The sequence below is a fragment of the Pseudidiomarina tainanensis genome (assembly GCF_900115255.1).
In the GTDB taxonomy this organism is placed as follows: domain Bacteria; phylum Pseudomonadota; class Gammaproteobacteria; order Enterobacterales; family Alteromonadaceae; genus Pseudidiomarina; species Pseudidiomarina tainanensis.
The window spans coordinates 218,203-230,267 of sequence record NZ_FOYU01000001.1 but is presented as its reverse complement, the minus strand read 5'-3'; the positions used below and the strand labels follow the sequence as shown (position 1 = coordinate 230,267).

Below are 12,065 nucleotides of genomic sequence, written 5' to 3'. Positions count from 1 at the left end.
TGGTGAAATTTTCTGCTCCTTGCTAATGTAAATTTAACCCTATTTCGGGAATGGTTTTCAATTACCGACAAGGAGCAGTATATGTCGCCGCGCCGTGCCGCAGCCGCCATAGCGTTTCTTTATTTATTTCTTGGTTATATCTGGATTAGTTTTTCAGACCGTTTTTTGCTAACTATCGCAGCAGAATCAACGTATTTAACTGAGTTACAAACCTATAAAGGTTGGGCCTACGTCACCATTACAGCTGCCCTCCTCTACGTATTAGCTTTTCGTGCGCTACAGCGCGAACGCAACTTGTCTGAACGTGACGGACTCACGTTATTATTGAATCGCCATATGTTTGAGCGCGAACTGGCAAGCGAAATTCAATATGCGTACGATAACCAACAAAATCTCAGTGTCATCATGCTCAACATTGATGGCTTCAAACAAATTAATAGCCATGTCAGTTTAGAAGCTGGAGATAAATTTCTAGTCGCCGTTGCTGGTGTATTACGAGAATCATGCCATCAGCAAGCACTGATTGCTCGGTTTGGTAATGACGAATTCGCGGTTGCGTTACCTGACTCCACTTGGCCCGACGCCGTATTACCCGTACTGCAGAAAATTCAGCGTAGGATTGAGCACATTCGCATTCCAGAAGCACCACAATTGAGTTTTACAGCTAGCGCCGGACTGGCGTTATACCCGCGTGACGGTTCAGATGCGAGCCAATTAATCGATGCCGGCAATCTAGCGTTAGACCAAGCACAGCAAACGAGTCGCGGCAGCTACAAGCTCTATAACGCTGAATTAAGTGCAATCATGTCGAATAAAGCTCGGTTGTTGTTTGACCTAAAAGCCGCTATTGAAAAGCGTCAACTGAGTGTCGTTTACCAGCCACAGTTTTGTGTCCAAGAAAACCGAATGACTGGGCTTGAAGTCTTAGTCCGCTGGAATCATCCAGAACGTGGTGTGATATCGCCGGCTGAGTTTATTCCTCTAGCTGAACAAAATAGTCTCATTTGCGGCATCACCGACTTCGTCATGCGTCAAGCTATTGACGAATTAACCGAGCATGGCTTGTTGTATCGAGATGTACAGCGGGTCTCATTCAATGTTTCAGCCGCTGACTTTAATGGTAACGAGAGCTGCGATCGCTTTCTCGCTAATCTTTCGCAGTTACCTGGCGATTGGTCCGTCATCGAGTTAGAGCTTACGGAAAGTGCAGCGTTACTTAACTTAGAAGGTGTGCGACAAGTTCTTGAGAAACTCACAGCGAAAGGCGTACAAGTGTCGCTTGACGATTTTGGCACCGGTTATTCATCGTTGAACACGCTTCGATTACTGCCTATTCAAGAAGTTAAAATCGATCAGAGTTTCGTCAAAGATATTGTCCAAAACAAGCAAGATGCGAAGCTTGTAAAGACGATATTAGCCATGGCGCAAGCGCTACATTTGCGCGTTGTGGCTGAAGGTGTGGAAACTCACGCTCAAGCGAACTATTTAATGACTGCTGGCTGCCAAGAGTTTCAAGGCTTTTTATACGCGCGCCCTATGTCTATCAATCATCTCATTACGTTTATTAAGAACCTTAAACAGCGGCAACGTGCGCAATCTTAATCTGGTTCTTACCCTGCTTTTTGGCTTCATACATGGCTTTATCTGCAGCGCGTAATATGGTTGCGACTTCGAAGTGCTGCTGTGGGTCGTTGCAGTGGCATATCCCCATCGACAAGGTGACAGGCCAATCGTGCTCAGCAAATTCATGTACTAGCCTTTCACGAATCCGTTCCAGCGCCGTCATTGCATCTTGAAGCGTTGCCCCAACATGAATGGTGGCAAACTCATCCCCACCAATCCGAGCAACTAAATCATTTGCCCGACATGTACTTTCAATCACATGCGCAATTTGCTGTAGTACCTGATCGCCCATTTCATGACCGTGGGTATCATTAATTTTTTTGAAGTCATCAAGGTCGATAAAACATACGGCAAACTCTAGTCCATGATCGCGCAAGTCATGAATTTCATCATCCAAAGCAGCAACAAAAGCGCGGCGGTTCGCCACCCCAGTTAAATGATCCGTTTGCGCTAAGATACGTTCGTGCTCCAATTCACGGCGAATTTTATCTTCTGTTACTTTTAAAGACGTGGCATCGCGCACAAATGCGATCGCAAAATGCTCTCCATCAAAATCGACATGACTCAGCATGATCTCGACATAAATGGTACTGCCGTCTTTGCGTTCACCAACAAACTTAAAACCTCGCCCCATCGGACGATTCTGTGCAGAATTAAAAAATGCTGCCACATGCTTCGCATGCCCAGCTCGAACTTGTTCTGGTAGGAGAATATCGAGAGGTTGACCAAGAAGCTCACGCCGCTGTGCGTAACCGAACATCTCTGTGAGCATGGTATTCACCATAACAAGCTCGTTGTTGCGATTTAAAATAAGTGCTGCGTCTGGAATGACTTCAATAAGTTCAGCTATTGTTCTGTGCGTTTTCATGACTTCCGTTTATTTTTGTACATCTTATGGTCAGCTCGTTGAATAAGAGCTTCGACGGTTTTTGTATCTCGTCCGAATAGTGCATAACCAAGGCTAGCAGTGATATTAATGTCTATTGCTTTATGCCGGATGGGTTTCGAAATAATTTCAGCAAGCTTGTCGCATTGTTCAACTATCACTTTTTCGTTGTCCACGCCCATGAGAACGACTAGAAATTCATCACCACCAATACGTGCGACCGTATCTGTAGCACGGGTATTGGTGAACATTCGTTGCGCCACGGTTTTTAATACGGTGTCTCCGGCTTGATGACCATATTCATCGTTCACCCGTTTGAATCGATCAATATCCACAACAACAACCGCAAAAGGCGTTGGATGTCGCTCATTAATCTGCGTTAGAGTCTGTAGCCTATCCATAATCATTCGGCGATTAGCGACATTAGTTAGCGGGTCGGCCATCGCTTCGCTATAGGACGAACGGTACCAAGCAAACAATGTAAAGAGCATGATATACAAGGCAGCTACAAATGGATATCCGATCAGTCGAATGCGCTGTTGCTCCCAGAAGTTCCCATCAATAAACGAACTAGCCGAAAGCGCCAATGTCCATGAACCGTTGGGGAAACGCACTATTTCGGTATAATCTGCCGTTGTGAAGGTCGTCTCCTTACCAAAAAACACTTCGCCAGTACCACCCTTACCATCGCGGCCACGAATAGCGACATCGTAGAATGCCGCTAAATTTAATACGCCTGTCGCTTCATATAATTTATTACTATCAATAACTAACGCAATAAGCCCCCAATAGGTTTCTGTATCATCTTGATGGCTAAAAATTGGAATGCGATAAATAAAGCCTTCGCCGCCCTGCACCAAAGACACAGGACCCGCTAGTAAGGTTTTTTTAGTGAGTTGAGCCTGTTTTACGACGTCGCGCTGTTCGGGATTACTCTCGTAGTCATACCCCAGCACAGATTCATTACCTTGCCTAGGATAAACAAAAGACACAACATTGTTTGGTGCTATAGCAAAGTTTCGAACGAAATTATTGCCTTCGACAATAGGTTGCACCATTGCGCGCCATTCTTGCGGGGTACTATCAGGGTGAGTCGCAAGATAGCTCGCGATACCCCAAACACTGTAAAGCGCGGCATTTAATTCAGACTCGAGATCCGCTCGCACAGCGGTAAATTCACTTTGTAACTGGCTCAGTTGCTCAGACTTCACACGCTCTTTATTCAACACGTGCAAATATTCTATTGCCACAAGGGCGAACAACAACGAGGCCACAACAGCAATGATAAAAGCAATGCGGCGTTTATGAGTTGAAAACACAGGTTCTCCGACCGTTTATATACTTTATTAACCATAAACTAAGCGAGTTAATTCGCAAGCTTTACTAGCAAATTTTCGTTGCACTTCATAAACTGGAGCAAGATTGAGTTCTGGAGATTTTATGCGTCTATTAATAAATGGTTTGAGTGCTTTGGTATTTTTGCAGCTAACCGGCTGCGCCACATACGGCGTTATCGATAACCAATCACAAACCGAAAATGATGCGCCGCAAAACTATTCATTGATGAATTATGATGCAAACCATTCTCGCTCAGATGACATTACCTTGGTCTTAGCGTTCTCTGGCGGCGGTAGTCGCGCAGCGGCATTATCCTATGGTGTCCTCGAAGGTCTCCGTGACACCCAACTTATCATTGATGACAAAGAAGTTCGCTTACTCGATGAAGTTGATTTAATTACTTCGGTTTCCGGGGGGAGTTTTACTGCCGCATATTATGGTTTACACGGCGATAAAATCTTTGATGATTTTGAACAAGATTTCCTACAGCGCGATTATGTTTCCGAATGGCTATATGGTTTGGCGAGCCCTATGTTGTGGTTTTCGCGCAAAGGCCGTACCGATATTGCCACTCGTATATATGAACAACGATTGTTCAAAGGCGCTACATTCGCTGATTTAAGCAAACAAGATGGCCCGTTAATACTGATCAATGCATCAGATTTAGGCGGCGGTATTCGGTTTTCATTTATACAAGAATATTTTGATCTGTTGTGCTCAAATATTGCGAGTTTTCCTCTAGCCCGAGCAGTTACCGCATCTTCGGCCGTACCCGTCATGCTTAATCCGGTGGTCTTAAAAAATCATCAGGGATGCTACAACCCAGCACAAAACTACCTAGAACAGCTTAACGAAGACCGAATTGAGGAAGCTAAGCTAGCACCGCACCTTATGGAAACTGTAGAAACCTTGCGAAGCTATAAGAATCGCGAAGAACGCCAGTATATTCATTTAATCGACGGTGGAATCACCGATAATTTGGGACTCATGGCGTTTTATGAGATGGTTGAAATTGGCGGTGGTATTGCTAATTTTATGGAGCGAATTGGCAGTAAGCCTTCTAAGCGTTTGGTGATTATCTCAGTCAATGCATCAACGAAACCGCGCTACAATATCGAGCACACCAATGCGATTCCTGATATCGAACCAACGATTAGTGCCGTTACCGATACCCAGTTACATCGCTATAATGCCGCGACGATCAGTTTAATTCGAAGAAGTATGGAGAGATGGTCTGATGAACTATCCAGCTTCTGGCAGCCGATTGATCCCTATTTTATCGAAATAAGCTTTGAAGGGATTCAACAAGAAACTCGGCGCGGATTCTTTAATCAAATACCAACGAGTCTTTCGTTAAGCGAAGAACAAGCAGACGCGTTGACCGATGTCGGTGTTGAGTTGCTACAAAACAACACCGACTTTCAACGGTTGATTCAAGAAATTAAAAGTGAACAATAAGTAACTATTGATTACTTAAACGCTGACCAAACGAAATGGCATAAGCGGCTGAACGCATAGGTAATACAGGGTCATCACTCGGCTGAATACCACGAACAACACGCATTGGGTCAAAATTGATTGGTGTGCAATCTTCGCCACCGGCTGCAGTAATGGTAATTTTACCTACATTGACACGCTCACGATCTTCTGGCCATAAAACAGAAGGATCATTGGTTGGATCTTCCTCAGCGCCAATCGTCCAATGCCAATCAAAGCTCACCTCACCGTCTGCTTCAAGTCGTTCTACTAAACGTTCGGCTAAGAATGTGGTCGGCAGCGAATTCTGTTCTTCTTGCGTTAAATAATCATTGCCCGAACTTGGTAACAACTGCCAGCGAAACTTCTCGCGCTGCTGTTCGCCGGCAACCCAAAATGCGTGAATTCCGTAATAATCTGCATTGGTATATTCACTTGATGGCATTCTGCCCTTGTTCCAATCAACAGCTGCTTGCATTGATGGGTTAGCAGCAATGTACTTCGCAATGTCCTCACGCGTCGCCTCACCACGCATAATTTTCAAGTTCCACTGCAATAAACCTAGAAAATGATTTGGCGTACTCCCCGAGAATAAAGCGGAAGTAATTCCTGCAATGTTGTGCTGTTTGTTATCTGGTAACTGAAATTGAATCCCCACGCCACGAGTGCCTTGGCGCTCATCAGCTTCTGGATTTCCGCCACCCATAGAAAAACGTAGTGTTACCGGGACTTCGCCGGAATCAAATAAAGCGGTATTAAAGCGCTGACTAGCGGCGGCCGATGGCGTGAATGTTCCTGCCGCGCACACACCTTTCGCATGAGCTTTGCGAATACCTGGGTGGACGCCATTTAATTCTTTAAACACAGCAATAAAGTCTTGCGCGTTGGCGGACGCTGGCGGGGCATAATTATGATCATCTGCATGAGCCGCGGTTGCAGTGAGCATTGTCAATGCTACCGCAGAAAGCGATAGAGAAAGCGAACTCGGAAGTGCGTATTTCATGGAAGTAACCTTATGATTAGAAGTATCATTACTTTAGCTCATCAAATACGCTTGTGCCGAGGTTTTCGATCACTGCTTTACTCAATGTGAAGATTGATTCTGCTCTGCTTCGGCTGCCTTCTTGATGAAAAATATTGCGTAGAAAACGCATAGGCCAATCACAATAGCGAGCCCAGTAAATGAGAAGAATAATACTGGGTCAGTAAAAAATTCGCGCAAAATATTCATAACCTTACTCCTTTTGTGGTCTTATGAATATCTTAGTTTTTTATCGTTTTAAAATATTGATCCACATCAATATTTTCAATTGACGAGCGCAGCACGAATTAAATAGTTTCGCGGTGTTAATTGATAGGAACAAAATTCAGCAACCGATACACGATAACCCGATTCCTTTAAATATTCGGCACGGTCGAGCACCAACATGACTTCTAACGGGCGCCGAAAAACATGCCTCACAAGTTCTAGTCGAGCAACCCGTTCAGCCGCTTGATGCCCGTCTTCTAATAGCTGTAACCAGTTCAATTTCGATGGCAATTCAAGTTGATGGTAGTTAGCCGCCCAAATCGCAAAATCTTCAAAATTACCGCTAAACCAATGCTTGCCGACAGACGGCAACGCACGATACTTCGTATCTCCAGTTACGTGTTGGTAAAGCTGCTGATAAGCCAGCCGCCATTGCACTTCGGTTTGTCGTAACCGAGCAACCCTGTCGCCGGCCGTCACTTGCCCCTGCACGGCTAACTTTAGTTGCTCTGTCGTTAACGCCAGTGAAGCGTCGTGCAATTGACGTTGTGCTGCTTGAGAAAAGCCAATGTAATCAGTTGGTTCACTCAAATGATAACAACACGGCGCAAGCATAATATCGGCACAGCGGTGTGTTACAGCTTGCTTTAACATTTCACCATGCAAATCACCACATGCATGCAACGCAACAGCGCAGTCAGCAACAGCCCAAGTGGCTGACAAATCGGCATTCAACACATCGGCGTGGATAAATTGTTGTGCAAGCTGATGTTGATGAGCTAAACGTTTCCCAATTTCACATAACTGTTGTTGCCATTCGACACTAATCACCTGACGCTGCCCTGCGTAAGCCAGCAATCGCCCAAGATGCCCCTTACCGGAACACCATTCTAAAATAACGGATTGCCGTTGTGGAACGTGTTCAATAAACGCATTGATTTGTGCCAGCTTACGTCCCCCGATGCCGTTAGTGAGCCAAAATGGTGCTGTTTGATGAGAAGGTGCTAGTGCTTGTGGTATTTTCGGAAGTGAGAATACGTCGCCGAACCACGGCCTAAAAAATTCACGCTGATATTCAAAGCTACTATCGATTCTTTCGACATCGCTATGACTCAGTTCTAACAATGCGTTAATCAAGTCTTGCGGCCACGGATAGGTCGTCAACAGGGTATTTTGAAAAGGTGAAAATTGCCAAAACTGCTGATAATCAGCAAGCGTTTGAATGTATTGCTTTAGCATTGTCTATTATTCAGGAACCGTAACAACGAGTCTTGTGACAATTAACTCATCGGCGTGAAATTGCAACATAAACACATCGCCGTAATCACGTTCACTTAGTTCGAAATCGTCACCACCAAGAAATTTAACGAGCGTCGGTACAGTGTTACTGTGACCAATCACTAATGCATTACGTTGCTCAGTTAACAGCGCCTTTGCCAAAGCTTCGCTATCGCTTGCCACATAAGTGGTTACTGGCAAATTAAACTGAGCGGCAACTGGCGCAGCAGTCTCTTGTGTGCGTTTATATTTCGTCGAGAGTACTTTCTCAAGCTTCGTGTGTTTCAACATAATGGCGAGATTATTCGCGCGTTGCTGACCTTTATTCGACAAACCTGGATCAACTTGATCAGGGACCTTCTCTGCATGGCGCGTCACGTAAATAGTAAAGGTTTCAGTTGCATGCGCCATGGCATTCCCCCCCAAAGCTAGAATAATAATTGCCAATGCTAATTTGAGCATCTAATCGGAAGCCTTTTTTTCAAGTTGCATCGCCACCATTGCTATCACGGTAAATAGCTCGTCATTCTCATTACCGTCATGGATGTCAATGCGATGCGTGTCACGGATTGAGATTAATTTCTCAGCCGCCTTAGCGATTAATCTGCCGTTGTGATTAATGGTAAACGCAAGGTCAAGTATATTCCCTTTAAACCAAGCGCCATCATAAGGTCCACCGGTAACCCAATACTCTCGTTTCAGCGAAAAAAACTTTCGCTGCAACACCATGTCTCCAAGCATACCACTGACTAAAAATGTTGGGCGAATGGCAAAACGTTTGTGAATCAATTGCGCAATCTCTTGATCATCGCCACGATAGATGCGCCAACGCCGCCTTAACAGCGAAAACTCACCTTTCGCATAATAACAAAGTTGACCATTCTCGTCGGTGATATCGATGCGCCCGAATAATGAAATAACTCGTGTAGAAACCGTTAAAGACTTTGCCATAATCGCCTCATTTTATTCTTATTTTTTGCTGCTTAGGACAAAGAGTGCCATATATTTAGGTGATTCGGTAGCGATACAAACACAGATTCTCATTGTCCGGGGTCGTTACCTCGCCATCTAATTGAAAGCCCAGTTTTTCTAATAAGCGGCGTGAAGCGGCATTACTTGGTTTAACAATGGCGTCAACGGTAGACACCTCACACTGCTGAGTAAGATACTCCAGAATTGCTTGTGTTGCTTCAAATGCGACGCCTTTTCCACGCGCAAACTGTAGCAATGCATAGCCTAAATCAAGATGCTGTAAATAGTCGCGTTGCAGCACACTGACGACACCGAGCGCTTGTTTTCGCTCCTTTGAGTGAATTACCCATAACCCCATGTAATCAAACCGATGTGGCTTTATCACATTAGATTTTAAATACGTTTGCGCTTGCTGTTCTGAACGTACACCTCGATCGCCAATATTCTGAATAAAGCTAGGATCATTAAACAGCTCAAGTAAGAATGGCGCATCGTTTAAACATACTTGCCGCAACTCGAAACGTTCGGTTTCTAGGCAACGCGGTGACTTGAAAATATACATGCGCAGAGAATTCCTTTATCTCAGTATTCGAGTCATTGTAAAAATTGTGGGGTAAATAGAATGGCACACCAGACAACGATCATCAGAACTAAAGCAAAGAATACCGCTGCCGAAGCAATATCTTTAGCACGACCGCTCAGTTCATGAAATTCGGCGCCAATCCGGTCAACCACCGCTTCAACGGCTGAGTTAAGCAGTTCCGTAATAACCACAATAAACAACGTAAAAATAAGTAATAAGCGCTCGACTAGTGATGCCTCAATCAATAAAGCCACGGGGATTAAAATCGCACATAGAATGGCTTCCTGACGAAATGCCGCTTCGTATTTCCACACTTTTGCAATGCCACGCATCGAATTAAAAGTTGCGTGAATAATTCTGTCTAATCCTGTTTTGTTTGCCTTCATAGGAACCCTCTCTTTTGCAATCGCACAAGAATACTATTCATTTCTTAAGATTCGCTTAAGGATTGCCTGATAACGTCATTGTATTCTTTTACATTGCGAGAACATATGATCAAAGCAATTAAATCAGGTATGACAAGTTATCTGCCAATCATTCTATTTGTGACAAGCAGCCTCGTTGTGCTGAGTTTATTTCGGCTCGGTTATTTATTCTTGTTTCATGATCGTGTTCTACACGCCACAACACTAACAACTTACTTTTTGCTCGGATTGCGTGCCGATATTATCCAAGTAGGTTATTTCACCCTAATTCCGTTGCTTTTATTTCCTTTTTTTAATAATTCACGGCTACACCGACGTTGGTTTCAGCTGAGCTTGATTTGGTTAGCATTCTGCTTCATCGTTATCGTATTTTTAGAGGTCGCAACGCCGGCATTTCTCATGCAATACGATACGCGTCCAAATCGCCTGTTTTTTGAATACCTACTGTACCCGAAAGAAGTCCTTTCAACCTTATGGGAAGGATTTCGTGGTTGGTTAATTTTTGGTGTGATCAGTGTCGGACTGACTCTTTATGGCTTAACGAAAGCAATAAATAAAGTCTACCATCAGTGCAAGCAACGCAAGCCGCATCATGTGTCTGCTTGGATACTTTGGCCATTCATCGTCATTGTAACCGTATTAGGCATACGTTCCACGTTGGCGCATCGTCCTGCCAACCCGGCCTTTTTCGCCGTAACCAGTGATGCGATGGTCAACTCATTACTTATCAACTCAAGTTATTCGGTCGCTTATGCAGCTTATAACCTCAAACACGAAGCCAAAGCAAATAGCGTCTATGGTGATCTAAGCGATAGTGAGGTGATTCAAATTGTTACTGCAGAACCGCATTTAAGCGATGCAACCTTTCCGTCAAAGCAGTACCCAACCGTGCACTATCAACAGGCTTCCGTGACGCGAGATAAACCGCTTAATATTGTCATTATTCTTGAAGAAAGCTTGGGTGCCACTTTTGTGGAATCGCTCGGCGGAATTGCCGCAACCCCCAACCTTGAGAAGCTTAAAAACAATGGCTGGTGGTTCGAACAACTCTATGCAACAGGTATTCGTTCCGTGCGCGGCATTGAAGCTGTGGTTGCTGGATTTCCGCCGTCTCGAGCTCGCAGCACTGTCAAGCTCTCAAATTCACAGCGTTACTTCTTCACCATTGCCGACGCGCTTAAACGCCAAGGGTATCATACGGAATTCATCTATGGCGGCGAATCGCACTTTGACAATATGGCTGCATTTTTCAGCGGCAATGGTTTTGAACAGATCATCGACCAGGATGATTTCGAGAACCCACTGTTTGTTGGTAGCTGGGGAGTGAGCGATCAAGATTTATTTCAAAAGCTACATAACCGTCTTGTAGCCAATAAAGATAGCCAGCAACCAACATTTACATTAGCGTTTAGCTCATCTAACCATGAGCCGTTTGAATTTCCTGTTGGTGATGTGACGCTTTTAGAACAACCGCAAAATACCGTTAATAACGCCGTTAAATATGCTGACCATGCGCTTGGAGAGTTTTTTAATCAAGCTATGGCAAGTGAATATTGGCAAAACACGTTGTTCTTAGTGGTCGCTGACCACGACACACGCGTTTATGGCGATGAACTCATTCCACTGTCAAAATTTCATATTCCGGGCCTTATTCTGGGCGCTGACATTTCGCCACGCAAGGTCACTTCGATTGCCAGCCAGATTGATCTCGCACCGACCCTACTCTCTATTGCTGGGGTCAGCACATTCGTTCCAACCCTAGGTCAAGACTTAAGCCGAACCGATATTGCGCCAGCGAATCGGGCGTTTATGCAATTTGGTGATAACTTTGGTTGGTTCGAAGATGATCATTTAACCGTTTTAACCCTCGACAAAGGTCATCAAGAATTCAGTTACGACGCCACGAGCAAGACGCTTACGCCAAGTATGAATAGACTCAATGAAAAGGCATTACAGCGTATCCGGGCACACGCTATGTTGCCATCCGTCTTGTATGAAAACCGGATGTATTACGTACCACCAGAGCTACACTAAATTAATAACTGTTCAAAAATTGATCTATTTGAAAGATATGCCATTCTAAAACAATGACTTAATTATTCTAAAAAGCCATTGGGAATGCTTTGGAAGCGAACGTTTCTGTCGTGTTGTTTTTGTCTTATTGTCGCGGTAGTGCCGCACATAGCCTTAGCCAACAACACGACGATTATTTTTACAGGCTCTCAATATTACCCG

At 44.5% G+C, this 12,065-nt stretch carries 12 protein-coding genes; 3 read left to right on the top strand and 9 right to left on the bottom strand.

The window, feature by feature from the left end; translation table 11 throughout:
* Nucleotides 1-81: 81 nt before the first annotated feature.
* Nucleotides 82-1,602: a putative bifunctional diguanylate cyclase/phosphodiesterase gene (locus tag BM292_RS01060; RefSeq protein ID WP_092854437.1), complete on the top strand. Its 1,521-nt coding sequence runs from the start codon at nt 82-84 to the stop codon at nt 1,600-1,602.
* On the opposite strand, the gene BM292_RS01055 is transcribed toward BM292_RS01060, so the two are convergent.
* Both BM292_RS01055 and BM292_RS01050 read right to left on the bottom strand, forming a co-directional pair.
* Nucleotides 1,574-2,491 (bottom strand): sensor domain-containing diguanylate cyclase, encoded by a 918-nt coding sequence (locus BM292_RS01055; RefSeq protein ID WP_092854435.1) that lies wholly within the window; start codon nt 2,489-2,491, stop codon nt 1,574-1,576. The two genes, BM292_RS01060 and BM292_RS01055, sit on opposite strands and share 29 nt — an antisense overlap.
* The gene (locus tag BM292_RS01050) at nt 2,488-3,828 is read right to left on the bottom strand and encodes a diguanylate cyclase domain-containing protein (RefSeq protein ID WP_092854433.1); all 1,341 of its coding nucleotides are present in this window, start codon (nt 3,826-3,828) and stop codon (nt 2,488-2,490) included. Before BM292_RS01050 ends, BM292_RS01055 begins: the two co-directional genes overlap by 4 nt.
* Nucleotides 3,829-3,949: 121 nt before the next feature.
* Here BM292_RS01050 and BM292_RS01045 point away from each other — a divergent pair, with 121 nt between their 5' ends.
* Nucleotides 3,950-5,305 carry a patatin-like phospholipase family protein gene (locus BM292_RS01045; RefSeq protein ID WP_092854431.1) on the top strand — a complete coding sequence of 452 codons (1,356 nt, stop codon included), beginning with the start codon at nt 3,950-3,952 and terminating at the stop codon, nt 5,303-5,305.
* Between the two features lie 4 nt (nt 5,306-5,309).
* On the opposite strand, the gene BM292_RS01040 is transcribed toward BM292_RS01045, so the two are convergent.
* From BM292_RS01040 to BM292_RS01015, 7 genes are all read right to left on the bottom strand, one after another.
* Nucleotides 5,310-6,326 (bottom strand): catalase family peroxidase, encoded by a 1,017-nt coding sequence (locus BM292_RS01040; protein ID WP_092854429.1) that lies wholly within the window; start codon nt 6,324-6,326, stop codon nt 5,310-5,312.
* An 81-nt stretch (nt 6,327-6,407) separates the two neighbouring features.
* Nucleotides 6,408-6,554: a DUF3149 domain-containing protein gene (locus BM292_RS11710; protein ID WP_130203066.1), complete on the bottom strand. Its 147-nt coding sequence runs from the start codon at nt 6,552-6,554 to the stop codon at nt 6,408-6,410.
* 75 nt (nt 6,555-6,629) lie between these two features.
* On the bottom strand, nt 6,630-7,811 hold the full coding sequence (locus tag BM292_RS01035; RefSeq protein ID WP_092854427.1) for a methyltransferase: 1,182 nt from the start codon (nt 7,809-7,811) through the stop codon (nt 6,630-6,632).
* A 6-nt stretch (nt 7,812-7,817) separates the two neighbouring features.
* Entirely contained in the window at nt 7,818-8,312 is a 495-nt protein-coding gene (locus BM292_RS01030; protein ID WP_092854425.1) for a SixA phosphatase family protein, read from the bottom strand.
* Nucleotides 8,313-8,801: an LURP-one-related/scramblase family protein gene (locus BM292_RS01025; protein ID WP_092854423.1), complete on the bottom strand. Its 489-nt coding sequence runs from the start codon at nt 8,799-8,801 to the stop codon at nt 8,313-8,315. It lies immediately after the preceding gene.
* A 55-nt stretch (nt 8,802-8,856) separates the two neighbouring features.
* Nucleotides 8,857-9,384 (bottom strand): GNAT family N-acetyltransferase, encoded by a 528-nt coding sequence (locus tag BM292_RS01020; protein WP_092854421.1) that lies wholly within the window; start codon nt 9,382-9,384, stop codon nt 8,857-8,859.
* Between the two features lie 32 nt (nt 9,385-9,416).
* Nucleotides 9,417-9,791 carry a diacylglycerol kinase gene (locus BM292_RS01015; protein WP_092854419.1) on the bottom strand — a complete coding sequence of 125 codons (375 nt, stop codon included), beginning with the start codon at nt 9,789-9,791 and terminating at the stop codon, nt 9,417-9,419.
* A gap of 105 nt (nt 9,792-9,896) precedes the next feature.
* On the opposite strand from BM292_RS01015, the gene BM292_RS01010 reads away from it, so the two are divergent.
* On the top strand, nt 9,897-11,864 hold the full coding sequence (locus BM292_RS01010) for an LTA synthase family protein (protein ID WP_092854417.1): 1,968 nt from the start codon (nt 9,897-9,899) through the stop codon (nt 11,862-11,864).
* Nucleotides 11,865-12,065: the final 201 nt, after the last annotated feature.

Excerpts from the sequence above, each read along its gene's own strand:
- BM292_RS01025 (WP_092854423.1), bottom strand. The coding sequence starts at position 8,801 with ATGGCAAAGTCTTTAACGGTTTCTACACGAGTTATTTCATTATTCGGG.
- BM292_RS01060 (WP_092854437.1), top strand. The coding sequence starts at position 82 with ATGTCGCCGCGCCGTGCCGCAGCCGCCATAGCGTTTCTTTATTTATTT.
- BM292_RS01035 (WP_092854427.1), bottom strand. The coding sequence starts at position 7,811 with ATGCTAAAGCAATACATTCAAACGCTTGCTGATTATCAGCAGTTTTGG.
- BM292_RS01030 (WP_092854425.1), bottom strand. The coding sequence starts at position 8,312 with ATGCTCAAATTAGCATTGGCAATTATTATTCTAGCTTTGGGGGGGAAT.
- BM292_RS01015 (WP_092854419.1), bottom strand. The coding sequence starts at position 9,791 with ATGAAGGCAAACAAAACAGGATTAGACAGAATTATTCACGCAACTTTT.
- BM292_RS01045 (WP_092854431.1), top strand. The coding sequence starts at position 3,950 with ATGCGTCTATTAATAAATGGTTTGAGTGCTTTGGTATTTTTGCAGCTA.
- BM292_RS01020 (WP_092854421.1), bottom strand. The coding sequence starts at position 9,384 with ATGTATATTTTCAAGTCACCGCGTTGCCTAGAAACCGAACGTTTCGAG.
- BM292_RS11710 (WP_130203066.1), bottom strand. The coding sequence starts at position 6,554 with ATGAATATTTTGCGCGAATTTTTTACTGACCCAGTATTATTCTTCTCA.
- BM292_RS01010 (WP_092854417.1), top strand. The coding sequence starts at position 9,897 with ATGATCAAAGCAATTAAATCAGGTATGACAAGTTATCTGCCAATCATT.
- BM292_RS01040 (WP_092854429.1), bottom strand. The coding sequence starts at position 6,326 with ATGAAATACGCACTTCCGAGTTCGCTTTCTCTATCGCTTTCTGCGGTA.
- BM292_RS01055 (WP_092854435.1), bottom strand. The coding sequence starts at position 2,491 with ATGAAAACGCACAGAACAATAGCTGAACTTATTGAAGTCATTCCAGAC.